Annotated in this window: 14 protein-coding genes; 6 read left to right on the top strand and 8 right to left on the bottom strand. The window is 72.9% G+C overall.

All coding sequences use genetic code 11. The annotated features are described in order from the left end of the window. Positions 1–15: 15 nt before the first annotated feature. Positions 16–189: a hypothetical protein gene (locus tag ACIBM5_RS22765; protein ID WP_020555845.1), complete on the top strand. Its 174-nt coding sequence runs from the start codon at positions 16–18 to the stop codon at positions 187–189. 143 nt (positions 190–332) lie between these two features. On the opposite strand, the gene ACIBM5_RS22770 is transcribed toward ACIBM5_RS22765, so the two are convergent. Together ACIBM5_RS22770 and ACIBM5_RS22775 are read right to left on the bottom strand one after the other, a co-directional pair. Further along, positions 333–1,124 (bottom strand): inositol monophosphatase family protein, encoded by a 792-nt coding sequence (locus tag ACIBM5_RS22770; RefSeq protein ID WP_396008501.1) that lies wholly within the window; start codon positions 1,122–1,124, stop codon positions 333–335. A 21-nt stretch (positions 1,125–1,145) separates the two neighbouring features. Next, positions 1,146–2,279, bottom strand: coding sequence for a ferrochelatase (locus tag ACIBM5_RS22775; protein ID WP_396008502.1), 1,134 nt, complete (start codon positions 2,277–2,279; stop codon positions 1,146–1,148). A gap of 150 nt (positions 2,280–2,429) precedes the next feature. Here ACIBM5_RS22775 and ACIBM5_RS22780 point away from each other — a divergent pair, with 150 nt between their 5' ends. Then, positions 2,430–3,758, top strand: a complete 1,329-nt coding sequence (locus tag ACIBM5_RS22780) for a D-arabinono-1,4-lactone oxidase (protein ID WP_396008503.1) — start codon at positions 2,430–2,432, stop codon at positions 3,756–3,758. A gap of 22 nt (positions 3,759–3,780) precedes the next feature. On the opposite strand, the gene ACIBM5_RS22785 is transcribed toward ACIBM5_RS22780, so the two are convergent. Further along, positions 3,781–4,734: a hypothetical protein gene (locus ACIBM5_RS22785; protein WP_396008504.1), complete on the bottom strand. Its 954-nt coding sequence runs from the start codon at positions 4,732–4,734 to the stop codon at positions 3,781–3,783. A gap of 422 nt (positions 4,735–5,156) precedes the next feature. Here ACIBM5_RS22785 and sepH point away from each other — a divergent pair, with 422 nt between their 5' ends. Further along, a complete protein-coding gene (sepH, locus tag ACIBM5_RS22790; RefSeq protein WP_396008505.1) occupies positions 5,157–6,281 on the top strand; it encodes a septation protein SepH in 1,125 nt (374 codons plus the stop codon). An 87-nt stretch (positions 6,282–6,368) separates the two neighbouring features. On the opposite strand, the gene ACIBM5_RS22795 is transcribed toward sepH, so the two are convergent. After that, entirely contained in the window at positions 6,369–7,211 is an 843-nt protein-coding gene (locus ACIBM5_RS22795) for a sulfurtransferase (RefSeq protein WP_396008506.1), read from the bottom strand. Between the two features lie 110 nt (positions 7,212–7,321). On the opposite strand from ACIBM5_RS22795, the gene ACIBM5_RS22800 reads away from it, so the two are divergent. Then, the gene (locus ACIBM5_RS22800) at positions 7,322–8,101 is read left to right on the top strand and encodes a VOC family protein (RefSeq protein WP_396008507.1); all 780 of its coding nucleotides are present in this window, start codon (positions 7,322–7,324) and stop codon (positions 8,099–8,101) included. Between the two features lie 438 nt (positions 8,102–8,539). Here the strand turns inward: ACIBM5_RS22800 and ACIBM5_RS22805 are convergent, their stop codons facing one another. The 3 genes from ACIBM5_RS22805 to ACIBM5_RS22815 all read right to left on the bottom strand — a co-directional run bounded on the left by ACIBM5_RS22805 (position 8,540) and on the right by ACIBM5_RS22815 (position 13,618). Beyond that, positions 8,540–9,706: an alkaline phosphatase family protein gene (locus ACIBM5_RS22805; RefSeq protein WP_396008508.1), complete on the bottom strand. Its 1,167-nt coding sequence runs from the start codon at positions 9,704–9,706 to the stop codon at positions 8,540–8,542. Further along, entirely contained in the window at positions 9,703–10,290 is a 588-nt protein-coding gene (locus tag ACIBM5_RS22810) for a DUF5998 family protein (RefSeq protein ID WP_161365428.1), read from the bottom strand. The genes ACIBM5_RS22805 and ACIBM5_RS22810 overlap by 4 nt, the downstream gene beginning before the upstream one ends. A gap of 595 nt (positions 10,291–10,885) precedes the next feature. Then, positions 10,886–13,618 (bottom strand): GNAT family N-acetyltransferase, encoded by a 2,733-nt coding sequence (locus tag ACIBM5_RS22815; RefSeq protein WP_396008509.1) that lies wholly within the window; start codon positions 13,616–13,618, stop codon positions 10,886–10,888. A gap of 123 nt (positions 13,619–13,741) precedes the next feature. Here ACIBM5_RS22815 and ACIBM5_RS22820 point away from each other — a divergent pair, with 123 nt between their 5' ends. Both ACIBM5_RS22820 and ACIBM5_RS22825 read left to right on the top strand, forming a co-directional pair. After that, positions 13,742–14,080, top strand: a complete 339-nt coding sequence (locus ACIBM5_RS22820; protein ID WP_391581677.1) for a VOC family protein — start codon at positions 13,742–13,744, stop codon at positions 14,078–14,080. 30 nt (positions 14,081–14,110) lie between these two features. Then, the gene (locus ACIBM5_RS22825) at positions 14,111–15,121 is read left to right on the top strand and encodes a pseudouridine-5'-phosphate glycosidase (RefSeq protein ID WP_396008510.1); all 1,011 of its coding nucleotides are present in this window, start codon (positions 14,111–14,113) and stop codon (positions 15,119–15,121) included. A gap of 58 nt (positions 15,122–15,179) precedes the next feature. Here the strand turns inward: ACIBM5_RS22825 and ACIBM5_RS22830 are convergent, their stop codons facing one another. Beyond that, complete coding sequence (locus ACIBM5_RS22830) at positions 15,180–16,472, bottom strand: four-carbon acid sugar kinase family protein (protein ID WP_396008511.1); 1,293 nt, start codon at positions 16,470–16,472, stop codon at positions 15,180–15,182. Positions 16,473–16,498 lie beyond the last annotated feature (26 nt).

Here is a 16,498-nt window from a genome sequence, read left to right on the forward strand (position 1 = left end):
CATTGGGGCGGCCTTATGGACGAATTCACGGCCGGCGTACTGCGACGCATACGTGAGACCGAACAGGCACTGAAGCAGGCGTGCGACACCGGCGACGATTTCCTCGTCGAGGTCGAACAGTCCGAGTTGGACGACCTCCTGCGGATGGCATCGGAGCACGGCGTGCGGGTGCTTCCCGAGAGCGCCTGACCCACCGCGACACCACCCGAACCACAGGCGCACCGGTTTCTTTCCCCCGGCGAGGTCCCCGAGCGGACGCCGGGGGTTCGGCTGTCGGGGCGAGGGTCACGAGGCCCGGATCGAAGGATCCGGGCCTCGCGCATGCTCCGGATCTACGCGTGCAGAGCGGCCAGGGCGGCCTCGAACTCGGCGCGCAGCCCGGCGGGCGCGGCCAGGCACAGGCTCGACCCGTCGGGCTCGGGCCACAGGTCCTCGATCACCTCGGCGCCGGCCTCGCGGGCGATCAGCGCGCCCGCCGCGACGTCCCAGGGGTTCAGGCCGCGCTCGTAGTAGGCGTCCACCCGGCCCGCGGCCACCGAGCACAGGTCGATCGCGGCCGAACCGCCCCGGCGCACATCGCGCACGCGCGGCAGCAGCGCGCCGATCACCGCGGCCTGCCGGGTGCGCCGCTCGACGGTGTACCCGAATCCGGTCGCCACCAGCGCCCGGGCCGAGGGTGTCGCGGGGCGGCAGTGGATCGGCTTGCCGTTGCGGTGGGCGCCGCCGCCGCGCACGGCGTGGAAGGTCTCGCCGACCACCGGCACCTCGACCACCCCCAGCAGGGTGCCCTCCACCGTCTCGGCGGCGATCGACACGCACCAGCCGGGCAGGTCGTACAGGTAGTTCACGGTGCCGTCGATCGGGTCGATCACCCAGCGCACGCCGCTGCTGCCCGCACTCGCGTCGCCCTCCTCGCCGAGGAAGCCGTCGTCCGGTCGGTGTGCGCGGATGCGTTCGATGATCAGCTTCTCCGCGGCCGTGTCCATCTCGGTGACCACGTCGGTGGGGCTGCTCTTGGTCGCCGCGACGCCGAGGTCGGCGGGACGCTCGTGCAACAGGAAGCCGCCGGTGTGCCGGGCCGCATCGCGAGCGATGGCCAGGAGTTCCGCGGTGTCGATCGTCATGGGTCCATCCTGCCGGCGGAACTACCCCAGCAGGGCCGCCCCGCGGGGCGCCCGGGCGGCCGCCTCCGGGTCCGCGCGCAGCGCCCGCGGGTCGGGGCAACAACCGACCGGGCACACGTCGTGCGCGGCGCCGAGCGCGCCGAGCGCACAGCGCGCGGGCGTCTCGCCGCGCACCGCGGCGGCGCGTTCCAGCACCAGTTCGCGCACCGCGCCGGCGAACCTGGGGTCGGCGCCGGTGGTCGCGGCCCGGCTCACCGGCAGCCCGATCCGCGCGGCGGTCGCGGCGGCCTCCACGTCCAGGTCGTAGACCACCTCCATGTGGTCGGACAGGAACCCGATCGGCACCAGCACCACCGCCGGCACCTCGTCGTTGCCGCCCAGTTCCACGAGGTGGTCGTTGACGTCCGGCTCCAGCCACGGCACCTGCGGCGGGCCGCTGCGGCTGGAGTACACCAGGTCCCAGTCGTGCTCGCGCCCGAGCACCCGCGCGACGCCCTCGGCGACCAGGCGGGCGGTCTCCCGGTGTTGCGCGACGTAGCCGCCGCCGGCCGGGCCCGCGGTGCGTGCGGTGACCGTGGGGATCGAGTGGGTGACCATCACCAGTCGGGCGCCGTCCCGTACCGGCTCGGGCAGTTCGGCCAGCGCCGCCACCACGTGGTCCACGAGCGGCTCGACGAAGCCGGGGTGGTTGAAGAAGTGCCGCAGCTTGTCGAACCAGGGGGCGTGATCGCCGACTTCGGCTCGGGCCTCGAGCAGGTTCTCGTGATACTGCGCGCACCCCGAGTAGGACGCGTAGGCGCTGGTCACCAGGACCGCGGCGCGGCGGATCCCGTCGTCGGCCATCCGCCGCACGGTGTCCGCCAGATACGGGCGCCAGTTGCGGTTGCCCCAGTACACCGGCAGCCGCACCTCGTGCGCGGCGAAGTCGGCCTCGACCGCGGCGATCAGGGCGCGGTTGTGCGCGTTGATCGGGCTGGCCCCGCCGAAGTGCGCGTAGTGGCCGGCGGCCTCTTGGAGGCGTTCGCGGGGCACCCCGCGTCCCGCGGTCACGTTCTCCAGGAACGGGAGCACCTCGTCGGGGGCCTCCGGGCCGCCGAAGGAGAGCACCAGGAGGGCGTCGAACGGAGTGGGGTCGAGGGCCCGGGTCGCGTGCATGCCTGTGATCCTCGCATCGCCGACCCCGCGGTGCCCGACACCCCCGCCCGCACGGCGTGAGTTGCGGCGCAACCGTGCGCGACCCCTTCCCGGTCCGATGACCGGCGAGTAATGTCCGGCTGATCCCACGGCGACCCCAGGAGGAACCCGTTGAGCAGCGCCACCCCCGCCGTCTCCAAGACGCCCCCCGCCTGGCGGAACTGGGCCGGGAACCAGTCCGCCCGGCCGCACTCGGTGCTGACCCCGAGGTCCGCCGAGGAGATCTCGGCCGCCGTGCGGCGGGCCGCGGGGCAGGGTCTCGCGGTCAAGGCCGTCGGCGCGGGGCACTCCTTCACGTCGGTCGCGGTCACCGACGGGGTGCAGATCCGGCCGGAGGGGCTGACCGAGGTGCACGCGCTCGACCGTGCGGCGGGCACCGTCACGGTCGGGTCCGGGATGCGGCTGAGCGACTTCAACACGCTGCTCAGCGGCTACGGCCTGGCGCTCGCCAACATGGGCGACATCGCGGTGCAGAGTCTGGCGGGCGCCACCTCGACCGGCACGCACGGCACCGGGCGGGCGTCCGGCTCGCTGGCCGCGCAGATCCGGGGCATGGAGATCGTGCTGGCGGACGGTGAGATCACCACGTGCTCGCCGACCGAGAACGCGGAACTGTTCGCGGGCGCCCGGGTGGGCCTGGGCGCGCTGGGCATCGTGACCGCGCTGACGTTCGCGGTGGAGCCGAGCTTCCTGTTGGAGGCGCGCGAGGAGCCGATGAAGTTCGACGCGGTGCTGGCGGACTTCGATGAGCTGTGCGCCGACAACGAGCATTTCGAGTTCTATTGGTTTCCGCACACGGACAACTGCAACGTGAAGCGCAACAACCGGATCGAGGGACCGGCGAAGCCGCTTTCGAAGGCACGTTTCCTGCTGGACGACGAGTTGTTGTCCAACGGCGTGTTCTCGCTCGCCTGCCGGGTGGGCAGGCGGGTGCCCGGGACGGTGCCCTCGATCGCGCGGCTGTCCAGCCGCGCGTTGTCGGCGCGGACCTACTCGGACACCTCGCACAAGGTGTTCACCAGTCCGCGCCGGGTGCGCTTCATCGAGATGGAGTACGCCCTGCCGCGCGAGGCGGCGACGTCGGCGCTGGCCGAGGTGCGCGCGTTCGTCGAGGCCGCCGGTCTGCCGATCAGTTTCCCGGTCGAGGTGCGGGTGGCTCCGGCGGACGATCTGTGGATGTCCACGGCGTACGGCCGCGACACCGCCTACATCGCGGTGCACATGTACAAGGGCACGCCGCACGAGCGGTACTTCACCGAGGTCGAGAAGATCATGGTCGGGCACGGCGGGCGCCCGCACTGGGGCAAGATGCACACCCGCGACGCGGACTACTTCGCCAAGCTCTACCCGAGGTTCGCCGACTTCACGGCGCTCCGGAACCGGGTGGATCCGGAGCGCCGCTTCGGCAACGACTATCTGCGTCGGGTGCTGGGCGACTGAGCCGCGACACCGGCCGACCGCGTTACGACCCGGAGCCGGTGTTCGACTTCGGGTCGGACTTCGCCGCGCCCTGACCGGTGCCGCCGGCGTCGTTGCCCGCCGCCGCTCCGCCGTTGCCCGCTCCGCCGGGCGGCGTGGTCGTGGGCGGGGCCGTGGCCGGCGGCCGGGAGCCGGTCGGGTCGGGGGTGGGGGTGTCGCTCGGGCGGGTGGTCGGGGTGGTCGAGGGCACCGAGGTCGCGCCGTCGCCGCCGTGCTCGCCCGACGTGCCCTTGTCCCCGGTGTCCGGGCCGCGGGTGGGCGTCGATGTAGCGGTGCCGGTCGGGTTCGGGGTCGACCCGGTCGGGGGCTTGGGCGGGTCGTGCCGGGCGGGCCGGTCGTCGACGATCCGCGAGATGGTCGAGCCGCCGCCGTCGCCGTGACCGAACAGGCTCGCGAACGAGCGCCCGATCGCGGTCTCGGCGAGCGTCACGACGCCCATCGCCACGACGAACACGAGCACGGCTCCCACCAGCGATCGGCCGAGCCACACCCGCCGGTCGCCGACGTCGCCGGGCGGGGCCTGGGTCCGGGCGGCGTCGGCCCGGGACGCTCCGCCCGGCGCACCCGCGTCCGGGTCGAGGCGCTCGTAGTCGCCGACCGGCAGCAGCACCGTCTCGTCGAACGCCTGCCGTCGTTCGGCCACGCCGGTGGGCCGATTCGGCACCGCGGCGGGGTCCGGGCTCGGCCCGCCCTCGTGCGGCGGGCTCAGCGTCGCCCGCACGTCGCGCAGTTGCTCGCCGGTGCGCCGGAACAGGTGCACGTAGACCGCGCTCCCGACCGTGGCGACCACACTCGCGAGCGCGGCGCCGATCACGGTCCCGGCGACGCCGAGCGTGGAGAGCAGGAACGCCGAGGAGATGGCCGCCAGGGCACTGCCCACGACCTGCACCGCGTTGACATCGATCCGGCGACGTTCATTCTCGGCCCTTTCCGGCATCACTTTCCTTGCCCGTCCGCACTCGGACGGTGGTTAATCATGAAAAACAGGACTTCACCCTGGTTACGACCGAACAGCCCATCCACATCGTTCCGATCGGCCCAATCTTGTGATCGACATCACCCCGGACGGCCGAAAACGACTCGTCCGAACGGGACGCGCCGATGCGGCGCGGTGTGTCCCGGTAGAGCCCCCGAATGGAGTACTGTTCACGCGAGGTTCCGGAAAGACCTGTGCGCGAAGTGGGGAGGCGACCGACCGCAGAGGTCAGGGTGGGGCGCCGCCCCGGTATCGACCCGAAATGGTGTAACCAAGGCAATTCGGCCAGTCAGGTAATAAATCCGACACGCCGGACAACTCGGTCAGGTTGTGGCCATGCCGAGGCTGGGCAGGTCACACTCGTAGCGGGAGCAACGACGCAGGTGACGTCGGCAGGCACCACCCGGGAGGTCCCCATGCCCGAACTGCGTGTCGTGGCCGTCAGCAACGACGGCACACGGTTGGTGCTGAAGGCTGCCGACGGCACTGAGTACATGTTGCCCATCGACGAGCGGCTCCGTGCCGCCGTCAGGGGCGACCGCGCCAGGCTCGGCCAGATCGAGATCGAAGTCGAAAGCCAACTGCGTCCGCGTGACATCCAGGCCCGGATAAGGGCCGGTGCCACCGCGGAGGAGGTCGCACAACTCGCCGGCATCCCGGTCGACCGCGTGCGGCGTTTCGAGGGTCCGGTGCTCGCCGAACGCGCCTTCATGGCCGAGCGCGCCCGCAAGACGCCCATCCGTCGCCAGGGTGAGACCACCGGTCCGCTGCTCGGCGAGATCGTCACCGAACGCCTGCACCTGCGCGGCGCGGACTCCGAGTCCGTGCAGTGGGATTCGTGGCGACGTGACGACGGCAGCTGGGAGATCCTGCTGCTCTACCGCGCCGACGGCGAGATGCGCTCCGCGAGTTGGAGCTTCGATCCGCCCCGGCGGCTGGTCACCACGAACGACGACGAGGCCCGTTCGCTGATCGGCGAACACCCGGCGGCGTCCGAGACCCCGTTCCCGTTTCGGCCGCGCCTGGCCACCATCCCGCGCGAGAGCGACGACGACGCGATCACCAGCCTGCTGGACGCGGTCCCGGGGCTGCGCGGCGAACCGCAGACCCAGTCGGTCTCCCCCGGTCCGATGCGCATCGACGTGACCGCGCTGGCCGAGCGCCCGCGGGTGGGCAGCATCGAGCGATCCGAGCGCGCCGAACGCCCGGAGCGGATCGAACGCGTCGAACGCGGCGAGCGGATCGAACGCGTGGAGCGGGCGGAGCGCCCGGAGCGCGCCGAACCGATCGAGGAAGAGGAGACCCAGGCCCCCGCCGCGGCGGCGGGCGCGGGCAGCGCGTACGAGAACGTCCTGGTGCCGCGCGGCGTGGTCGGCCCGCACCGCGAGCGCCTGGTCGGCAGCACCGACCGGCAGGCCGAGGCGGACGGCGTGCGTCCGGGCCGCCGGGCGACCGTGCCCAGTTGGGACGAGATCGTGTTCGGCAGCAGGCGCAAACGCCGCGAGTGATCGACGAATACGGATACGCGAAGAGCCGAGGGCCCCAACGGGACCCTCGGCTCTTTCGTTGCCGGCCACGAACGGGCGCGGGACCCGCTACTCGCCGGTGGCCACCGGGCGGTCCGGATCCGTGATCCAGTCGCTCCAGGATCCGGCGTACAGCGCGGCGGGGACGCCGGCCAGGGACAGCGCGAGCACCTCGTGCGCGGCGGTCGCGCCGGAGCCGCAGTACGCGGCGACCCGCGCACCGTGCACCGCGCCCCGAGCGGCGAAGTACTCCTTGAGCTCGGCGGGTTCGCGGAACCGGCCGTCGGCGTGCGTGTACTCGGTCGCGGGCGCGCTGATCGCGCCGGGGATGTGCCCGGCCTTGGCGTCGATCGGCTCGGTCTCGCCGCGGAAGCGCTCACCGGCGCGCGCGTCCAGCAACACGCCGCCGGCGGCCACCAGCGCCGCGGTCTCGTCCGCGTCCAGCCGCGACATCCCACCCGGACGCGGGACGAACGTGCCGGGCTCGGCGGGCCCCGGCACCACGTCGGTGACCGGCAGGTTCGCGGCCGTCCAGGCCCCGAAGCCGCCGTCGAGCACCCGCACCCGGTCGTGGCCGAAGTAGCGCAGCAGCCACCACGCACGCGCCGCGGCGACACTCTGGCCCGCGTCGTAGACGACCACGTCGGTCTCCGGGGAGACGCCCAGGCGGCGCATCGCCGTGCCGAACGCGGCCGGCTCCGGCATCGGATGCCGGCCCCCGGCGCCGGTGGGGGTGTGCGGCCCGGACAACTCCGTGGCGAGGTCGACGAAGCGGGCGCCGGGTACGTGGGCGATCCGGTAGGAGTCGATTCCGGGCGGACCGCCGAGCTGCCAGGTGACGTCGAGCACCAGCGGCGGCGACGAACTCTCCAGGGCGGCGGCCAGGTCGGCCGCCTTGATCAGGGAACTCATACCCGCATCCTGCCTCGTGCGGCGGTCACCGACGAGCACATGTCCGACCCTGGTGGCAGCATCGGTTTCGGATCGTCCCGAATTGTCGGCATCTGCCCGAGGAGGCAGTGATGAGCGAGTGGACCTCGCGGTATCCCACCGGCGTGCCGTGCTGGGTGGACCTGGGCGTGCCCGACGTCGAGGCCGGACTGGCCTTCTATCGTGGCCTGTTCGGCTGGGAGGGGGAGATCGGGCCGGCCGACGTGGGCCACTACACGACCTGCACGCTCGGCGGTCGCCCGGTCGCCGGCCTGATGGGGCGCATGCCCGGACAGGAGGGACCCGTCGCGTGGACCACCTACCTGGCGGCGGACGACGCGGATGCGGTGATCGACCGGGTCCGCGCGGCCGGCGGCACGGTGCTCGTGCCGCCGACGGACGTGCTGACGTTCGGCCGGATGGCGGTGGCCGCCGACTCGACCGGCGGCGTGTTCGGCGTGTGGCAGGCGGGCGACCACAAGGGTGCGGGTGTGGTCAACGAGCCCGGCGCGGTGGTGTGGAACGAGCTGTACACGCCGGAGAGCGCGCGGGCCAAGGAGTTCTACACGGCGGTGTTCGACTTCACCTACGAGGACATGTCCGACGCCGACTTCGACTACGCGACGTTCCATGTCGGCGGCGAGCTGCGCGGCGGCGTGGCGGGCGTGCGGAACGGCCCGCCGCCGCACTGGGCGACGTACTTCGCGGTGCGCGACGCGGACGAGACCGTGGACCGGGTGGACGCCCTGGGCGGCAAGGTGCTGCGCGGCCCGGAGGAGTCGCCGTACGGCCGGGTGGCCGCGGTGCGGGATGCGCAGGGCGCGGTGTTCAACGTGATCGCGGTGGCGTCGAATCCGAATGATCCGCAATAGCCCGCCTGGTGCGAATCCGCGGCCGGCGCCCCTCGCAGGGCCCGCCACTCCGACCGGAAACCACTCCACGCTTGAGCCAAACGGGTGACGTAGAGTCGAGCTTGACGGGCTCCCGTCCGGCAACGGGGTCCGGGATCGGCGGGTTCCCGTGCGCCTACGTACACACGGGGCGCGTCGCCCGCGACCTTCCCGGTCGGGAGACGCATCTTCGTTCGACCATCGAGGGGGTCCTTTTCCATGGGCAAGCTGTTCAAGATCGTCCTGCTGCTCGCCGCCGCCGCGGGCGTTGCCACGCTCGTGGCGTCCAAGAAGCGCAACCAGGCCTGAACCGGCCTCTGTTCACGCCGAAGGGACGGTCTCCGTGCGGAGACCGTCCCTTCGGCGTGAACGGGATCGCCCGCCGCGACCGGAGGTGTTCACCGGTCCTGGGCGCACGCTTCAGCCGCGAACCTCGAGGAGCGGAATCAGCTGTTCCGCCGAGGTCATCGACCCGTGCACGCCGGTGAGTCGCGATTCGCCCGGTTCGCGACGCGAGGCCACCACCGCGATGTCGCCGAAGGCCGCCGCGACGATGTCGCCGATGCGCGCCCGCACCCGGTCCTCGACGACCGGCCCGAACCAGCCCGCCTCGATCGCCTCGTCGCGGGTGAGCACCCACATCTGGTCACCGAGCATGTCGTCCCAGATCGCGTGCACGTCCTTGGTCGCGCCCGGACGGGTATAGACGTGCCGCGCCCGGGACTCGCCGCCGAGGAGGGCGACGCCGGCGGACAGACCGGGGTCGCCGTCCACGTCGACGCGCTGCTCGGGAGCCACGTCGACCATGCCGTGGTCGGCGGTCACGTACAGGACCGAATCCGCGGGCAGGCCCTCGGCCATCGCCCGCACGACGCCGTCGATCCGCCGCAGTTCGGCGCGCCACTCGGGCGAGTCGACGCCCATGCCGTGGCCGCAGCGGTCGAGTTCGCTGGCGTAGGTGTACACGAGCACGGGGCCCGGTCGGGCGAGTTGCCGGTGCACGCCCTTGACCCTGGGCTCGCCGAACTCGGCGCCCACGTAGCGACCGCCGCCGAGCACCGCCTTGGTCAGCGGGGTGTGCTCGAAGATGACGTCGTTGACCTGCGCGACGGTGATCCCGGCGGCGGCGGCCCGCTCCAGCAGGCTCGGGTACGGCTGCCAGTCCCGCGGGCGGATGTCGTCGGCCCAGCGCAGCTGGTTCATCAGGCGGTTCTCGCCCGGCACCGCCACGGCGTAGCCGACCAGTCCGTGCACGCCGGGGGTGAGCCCGGTGCCGAACGACGCGAGGCTGGTCGCGGTGGTCGCCGGGAAGCCGGCCGTCAGCGGCCTGCCGCTGCCCGCGAACGAGGTGCCCAGGAGCGAGTGCAGATACGGCGCCTCCACCGGGTGTGCCCGCAGCAGGTCCCAGCCCAGGCCGTCGATCAGGAACACGCACGCGGCGCGCGCGGGCGCGAGACCGAGTGTGTTCGCCTCCCCCGGCATGCCGAGGGAGGCGGCTATCGAGGGCAACAGGTCGGACAGCGCCCCGGTCCCGTAGCGAGGCAGCGGGACCGGGGGTTGTTCGTCGAACCAGACGGAAGCACTCACTGGTTGATGCCGGCCACTGCCTCGGACAGCGCACGGGCGAAGGTCAGGGTGCGCTCGACCGCTTCGGGGCCGTCGGCGGCTTCACTGACCCGCAGCGAGAGGTCGTCGGCGGTCAGCGAACCGGTGTAGCCGTGGTCGACCTCACAGTTCGGGTCGGCGCAACCGGCCGGTTCGAGGTCGATCCGACCGACCGCACCCCAGCCGATGGTGAGCACGGCTTCGCGCGGCGGGGCTCCCGGGACGTACTCGGCGGGGTTGCCCACGACGCGACTGACCACGACCGACTCCAGGCGGTCGATCCGCACCGTCTCGGTGGACGTCGTCGCGTACGGAGTGGGCGAGGTGTCGTCCGGTGCGTGTTCATCGGTGTGGCTGACCAGAAAACGGCCTGGTGTGAGCACCAGAACGGTGATGTGGCGGCGGACCTCATTGGAATCGAACGTGGTCTCCTGGTGCACCAGGAAAGCGTCGACCGGCTCGGTGCCGATCGTGGACTCGACCGCGTCGGCAACGAGGCTCGGGTAGTAACCGCTGCGCTCGATGGCCGTGCGCAGCCCCTGGGTCGAGGTGGTGGTCTTAGCCATACCCCCATCCTGGCACCTCCGAGGGCACACGTGCGCCATCCGCCCCGTGCGAAGGTCGGGTTGCGCACCTGCCGTTGCCAAATGGTGACGGTTTGTCGACGTAATGACAGGACCGAAAGGGTGAGGTGGATGCGCACTGTTGGTGCGTCCTCTACGGATCGCCACCGTGCGCCTTCCGTGCGCCCTCCCGGTGAACGGCTCGGCGGGGTTGACTGATCCCTCGAGAGGCCCGACCGGGGCAACAGGGACGCGCCGTCGACACGGTGGCACCGGTGGATCTCTCGCGACACTCGTGCCCCCGGGCGGGGGAACGAGTGACACCGCCTCACCGCCGGGGACACTCGGGGAAACGACCGGCGCGGGGCGGCTCGGTCCGGAAAGCGTCGAACGGCATGAAATGCGCAGCCATGTGGAGGGTAGGCGCGGAGGGGCATGCCGCGGAGCGGATCCGGCCTGGAGCCGCCGCCGTACGTAGGTGCCACAGCTCGGGGTGGCATGTGAGTACGGCGGCGGTTCCGCATGTGTGTACGGGCACGGCGCCGGCGCGCACCGCGGCGGATTCCCCCGCACTCGGGCGGTCCGGCGCGATCACCGGCTACGGGCGCGACAGTGACCTGGGGCCCAGGTCGGTGCGGGCCGGCGGGCGGGACAGGCGGATCTGCGCGCCCAGTACGTGTGCGCCCTCGGCCGCCACCACCACCGGGTTCAGCGCGATGGACGTCACCTGCGGCAGGTCGTCGGCCAGCCGGGACAGCCGCAGCAGGATGTCCTCCAGCGCGGGCACGTCCACGGGCCGTGCGCCGCGGTAGCCGAACAACATCGGCGCCGCCCGGACCTCGCGAACCAGGTCCGCCACGTCCTGGTCGGTGGCCGGCACCAACCGGTGGGCCACGTCGCCCAGGAGTTCGGTGGCGGGGCCGGCCAGCCCGAACGAGAGCACCGCACCGAAGGATTCGTCGTAGGTCAGCCCGAGCACGGTCGCGATCCCGTGCGGCGCCATCGGCTGCACCACCAGTCGGGCCTGGTCCGGGCCGCCCAGTCGGGTGGTCATCTCCCGGAACACCCGGCGCAGTCCGGCCTCGGCGCCGATGTCCAGCCGCACTCCGTCCACGTCCACCCGGTGTCGCAGATGTTCGGCGATCGTCTTGAGCGCGACCGGGTAGCCCAGTTCGGTCGCCGCGCGGATGGCCGCGTCCTCGCTGTCCACCCGCACCGCGGGCAGCAGCCTGATGCCGTAGCAGTCCAGCAGCTCGGCGGCGTCCGCCGGGGACAGGCCCACCGCGTCCGCCGCGCCGAGCCGGGCCCGGACCAGTGCGCGGGCCTGATCGGTGCGCACCTCGGGATGTTCGGGCACCGAGCCGGTGGGCCGCCGGCGCCACGCGGCGTAGCGCACCACCTCGGCGAGCGCGCGGACCGCGTTCTCCGGGGCCGGGTAGGAGGGCACCGAGCCGAGCGCCGGCACGCCGTCCGCGTCCAGTCGGCGCAGTTGGGTGGGCAGCCCCTCGTGCGCGAGGTAGGTGGTCAGCAGCGGCTTGCCGATCCGTGCCGCGTGCCCGGCCATCTCCGCGATCGCGCTCGCCACCTCGTCGCCCGACGTGGTCAGCGGTGGGATGAACACGGTGATCACCGCGTCCGTCTCGGCGGAGGCCAAAGCCTCGGCGAGCGCGTCGCGGAAGTCGTCGGCGGTCGCGGACGTGGTCAGGTCGACCGGGCGCCGCGGCTTCAGGCCCGCACTGGCGCACGCGTCCTGGGTGAGCAGGCCCAGCGAGTCGGAGTTGCCGATGATCGCGATCCGGTCGCCGGCGGGCAGCGGTTGGTAGGCGAGCAGTTGGCCCACGTCGAACAGCTCGGCGACGGTGGGCACCCGGATCACGCCCGCCTGCCGGAACAGTGCGTCGACCGCCGAGTCGGGCAGGGTCAGGGTGCGGGTGACGTGCCCGAGCGGCACGCCCTGGGTGTGTCGTCCGGACTTGACCGCGACCACCGGCTTGGCCCGGGAGACCCGTCGGGCGAGCCGGGTGAACTTGCGCGGGTTGCCGATCGACTCCAGGTGCAGCAACACCACGTCGGTGGCCGGGTCGTCCTCCCAGTACTGCAACAGGTCGTTGCCGGAGACGTCGGCGCGGTTGCCCGCGGACACGAACGTGGAGAGCCCGATCCCCCGGCTCACGGTGGACTCCAGGATGGCGATGCCCAGCGCGCCCGACTGGGCGAACATGCCCACCCGGCCGCGGCGTGGCATCCGGGGCGACAGGCTGGCGTTGACCAGCAGGTCCGGGTCGGTGTTGAGCACGCCCAGGCAGTTCGGTCCGATCACCCGCATGCCGCGCCGGCGCGCGGCGCGGACCAGGCGCCGCTGCCGTTCGCGGCCCTCGGGACCGGTCTCGGCGAAGCCGGAGGACACCACGACCAGGCCGTGCACACCCTTGCGCCCGCACTGTTCGACCACTTGGCGCACCGCGTCCGCGGGGACCGCCACCAGCGCCAGGTCCACTCCCCCGGGGATGTCCAGCACCGAGGCATAGGTCGGCACGCCGTCGATCGGCTCGCTGCCGGCGCTCGGGTTGACCGCGTACAGGTCGCCGGTGAACTCGCCCGCACGCAGGTTGGCCAGGAGCGTGTTGCCGACCGTGCCCTCGTGCCGGCTCGCGCCGATCACCGCGACCGAGCGCGGGGTGAGCAGCCGGGCGATCGAGCGCGACTCGGCCCGGTGTTCGCGCCCGAGCATGACGCCGAGCGAGGTCTCGGTGGGCGCGAGTTCCAGGGTGAGCCGGACCACGCCGTCCTCGAACGCGGACTGCTGGGTGTAGCCGGCCTCGGTGAACACCGTGACCATCCGGCGGTTCGAGGGCAGTACGTCGGCCACGAAGCGGCGGATGCCGCGCTCGCGGGCGACCGCGGCGATGTGTTCGAGCAGGACCGACGCGACGCCGCGGCCCTGTTGGTCGTCCTGGACCAGGAAGGCCACCTCGGCGGTGGAGGAGCGGCCCTGCGGGCCGGTGCGCACCGCGCGCCCGTCCGGGCCGATCCGGTCGTAGCGCACGATCGCGACCATCTCGTCGCCGACGAACAGGCCCAGGCCGACCCGGTCCACCCAGTCGTGCGTGGTGAAGTGGCGCACGTCGCGGTCGGACAGTCGGGGGTAGGGCGTGAAGAAGCGCAGATACTTCGACTCGGCCGAGACGCGCGCGTAGAACTCGACGAGGCGGCCGGCGTCGTCCGGGCCGACCGGGCGGACGTGGGCGGTGGCGCCGTCGCGCAGCACGACGTCGGCCTCCCAGTGTTCGGGGGGCTTCGGTGGCACGTCTGCCGTGTCGGTGGGCTCCACGTTTGCGAGGCTAACCCCTGAGGCGCATCACCGGTGCTTTCCGGCCGCCCCGATTCGGTGGGTGTCCGCCGCACCTGATAGACCATCAGATACCGTGCCCGGTCTCGTCGCAGGAGGTAACCCATGTCCGCTCAGGGCCTGTCCGCCGCTTTCCCCGTCGCCGACATGGCCGCGGCGGTGCGGTTCATGACCGCGGTACTCGGCGCGGAACCGACCTTCGTCGACGGTGAGCGCTGGGCCCAGTTCGACGTGAACGGCGGCCGGCTGGCGCTGGCCGGCACCGACCGCGAGGGCGAGGCGGCCTCGGTGATGGTCAAGGTCGCCGACCTCGACGCGGCCCTGGTGCCGCTGCGCGAGAGCGGGTTCGGTGTGGGCGAGCCGGTCGAGGGGCCGCACGAGGTGCGGGTCCGGGTGACCGGGCCGGACGGCTGGGCCGCCGTGCTGTATCAGCCGCGGCGCTGACCGCGGGTCGCGACGGGACGGCGGATTGCCATGATCATCGGAGTATCCGAGCGCCGAGGCGAGGCCGAACCGCCGCGTCCCGGCGCATATGCCGTACCACTGCCGCCCGCGCCCGGTAGCGTCCTACCGGTGAACGGCTTGCGGATCCTGCCGGAGGTCGCGGACGCGCTCGCCGCGGGCCGACCGGTGGTCGCCCTGGAGAGCACGATCATCGCGCACGGGCTGCCGCGCCCGGACAACCTGCGGATCGCGCGCGAGATCGAGGGCCGGGTCCGGGCCGCGGGCGCGGTCCCGGCGACGATCGCGGTCGTGCACGGCCGTCCGTCGATCGGGCTGGACGCCGAGACGCTCGAATTCGTCGCCACGTGTCCGGACGTGCTCAAGGCGGGCATGCGGGATCTGGCCCTGGTCGCCGCACGGGGCGGGCACGCCGCGACCACCGTGGGGGCGACCGCGCACCTGGCCCACCAGGCGGGCATCCGGGTGTTCGCCACCGGCGGTCTGGGCGGGGTGCATCGGCAGGCCCGGGAGAGCTGGGACGAATCGGCCGACCTGGTCGCGCTGACCCGGTGCGGCCTCGTCGTGGTGTGCTCGGGGGTCAAGTCGATCCTGGACGTCGGCGCGACGCTGGAGCGCCTGGAATCGCTCAACGTGCCGGTGGTGGGTTTCGGCACCCACACGTTCCCGGGGTTCTACCTGGTCGACTCCGGCCATCGGCTGGAGTGGCGGGTGGACACCGCGGACGAGGTGGCCGACGTCGTGCGGGCGCACGAGGCGCTCGGGCTGGGCCGCAACGCCCTCGTGGTGGCCAACCCGGTGCCGCGGGCCGACCAGTTGGACCCGCGGTTGCACGACCGGGTGCTGAACGGGGCACTGGCCGCGCTGACCGACGAGGGCATCGGCGGCAAGGCGGTCACCCCGTTCCTCCTCGACTTCTTCCACCGCGAAACCGCCGGCGCAAGCCTGACCGCCAACATCGCCCTCATCCTGAACAACGCCGCCCTGGCCGCCCGCATCGCCCAGGCCCTGACCATCACCTGAGCATCGACAAACCGAGCCGGTCACTCCACTGCGCACAGCGTGTTCGCACCGTCGTCCTTCACCGATCCCGCACGATCTCCCGGATCGCGATCGCCGTCGGCGCGGTCGCCTGGACGGTGGCACTCATCCGCAGGTGCAACACGCACGCCACCGCCGCGTGCGCGTCCCCGACCAGCCCGCCCTTCGCCGCGAACGGCAACCCGTCGTGCGACCCGCCGACCAGCCGACCGGCCACCACCAGCGGCTGCACCTCGGTCTCCACCGCGAGCCCGTCCGCACCGAGCGCGGTGCACACCGCACCCGCGATGTCCCCGCCCGTCGCGTACACCCCCGCGAACGGCGCGGCCGCCAGGGCACGTTTGACCACCTCGCCGAGCAGCACCGGCAGCCGCGCGGCGCGCATCGGGTCGATCCGATCCGGGATCCGGGTGCGGATTCCGGTCAGGGCCGCGCCGGTGCGGGCCAGCGCCACCAGGTCGGCGGCGACCCGAACCGGATCGGGCGCATCGCCCACGTCCAGCCAGCGCGCGCCCAGTCGGCGCTGGGTCTCGGCGATCTGATCCCGGCTGAGCCTGCTGAGACTGCCCGCGACGCCGAGCACGGGCGCACCGGTGGGCACCGCGCCCAACGCGCCGACCAGCGCCGCGCCGAACGGCCCGGGATCCACCGGCAACCAGCGCACTTCGCCGCCCAGCGCGGCGGCTGCGGCGGTCAGCGCGAGCGTCTCCACGTCCGCCTCGGTGACCGCGTCGCAGACCAGCACCCGGGCACCCGGGTCGCCCAGCGCCCGCGCCAGGCCGGACGCATCGCCGCGCACCACGTCCAGCGGGACGTGCACGATCGGCCGCTCGATCACGCCGAAGGCCTCGATCACGCACGAGGACGTCACCGGGCACAACGGGTCGCGGCCGACCTCGCCGGCCGCGATCGGCACGCCGTGCACGAGCTGGATGCCACCCTCGGTGGTGCCGCCCGCCTCGGGATGGGCCGGCACCACGAGTGCGCGCACCGGCGGCCCCGGGCGGGCGTCCAGCACGTGCAGCAGCGCGGCGGTCTCCGCGCCCGGGTTGCCGCGCAGGGTGCTGTCCACCCGCTTGGTCACCAGCGGCGCGTCCGGGAACACCGAGGCGCCCGCGACCACCCGGCGGGCGGCCTGCTCGGCGGGCAGGTGGCGGGTGGCCAGGTCCAGCACGAGTACGTCCGGCGCACTGACGCAGGCCCGCGGCGGCCCACCGGTGACCAGCGTGCGCATCCCGCGCCGGGCGAAGCGCACCGCGGTGGCGTTGGCGCCGGTGAGGTCGTCGGCAAGGACGAGCACCCGCGGGTCGGATCGCCCCGTACTGTCTGTCAATTACGGTCCCGAATGTCGGATCAAGA

This window comes from Embleya sp. NPDC050493, from assembly GCF_044458105.1.
GTDB lineage: Bacteria > Actinomycetota > Actinomycetes > Streptomycetales > Streptomycetaceae > Embleya.

Excerpts from the sequence above, each read along its gene's own strand:
- ACIBM5_RS22765 (WP_020555845.1), top strand. The coding sequence starts at position 16 with ATGGACGAATTCACGGCCGGCGTACTGCGACGCATACGTGAGACCGAA.
- ACIBM5_RS22770 (WP_396008501.1), bottom strand. The coding sequence starts at position 1,124 with ATGACGATCGACACCGCGGAACTCCTGGCCATCGCTCGCGATGCGGCC.
- ACIBM5_RS22775 (WP_396008502.1), bottom strand. The coding sequence starts at position 2,279 with ATGCACGCGACCCGGGCCCTCGACCCCACTCCGTTCGACGCCCTCCTG.
- ACIBM5_RS22785 (WP_396008504.1), bottom strand. The coding sequence starts at position 4,734 with ATGCCGGAAAGGGCCGAGAATGAACGTCGCCGGATCGATGTCAACGCG.
- ACIBM5_RS22795 (WP_396008506.1), bottom strand. The coding sequence starts at position 7,211 with ATGAGTTCCCTGATCAAGGCGGCCGACCTGGCCGCCGCCCTGGAGAGT.
- ACIBM5_RS22800 (WP_396008507.1), top strand. The coding sequence starts at position 7,322 with ATGAGCGAGTGGACCTCGCGGTATCCCACCGGCGTGCCGTGCTGGGTG.
- ACIBM5_RS22810 (WP_161365428.1), bottom strand. The coding sequence starts at position 10,290 with ATGGCTAAGACCACCACCTCGACCCAGGGGCTGCGCACGGCCATCGAG.
- ACIBM5_RS22820 (WP_391581677.1), top strand. The coding sequence starts at position 13,742 with ATGTCCGCTCAGGGCCTGTCCGCCGCTTTCCCCGTCGCCGACATGGCC.
- ACIBM5_RS22825 (WP_396008510.1), top strand. The coding sequence starts at position 14,111 with ATGATCATCGGAGTATCCGAGCGCCGAGGCGAGGCCGAACCGCCGCGT.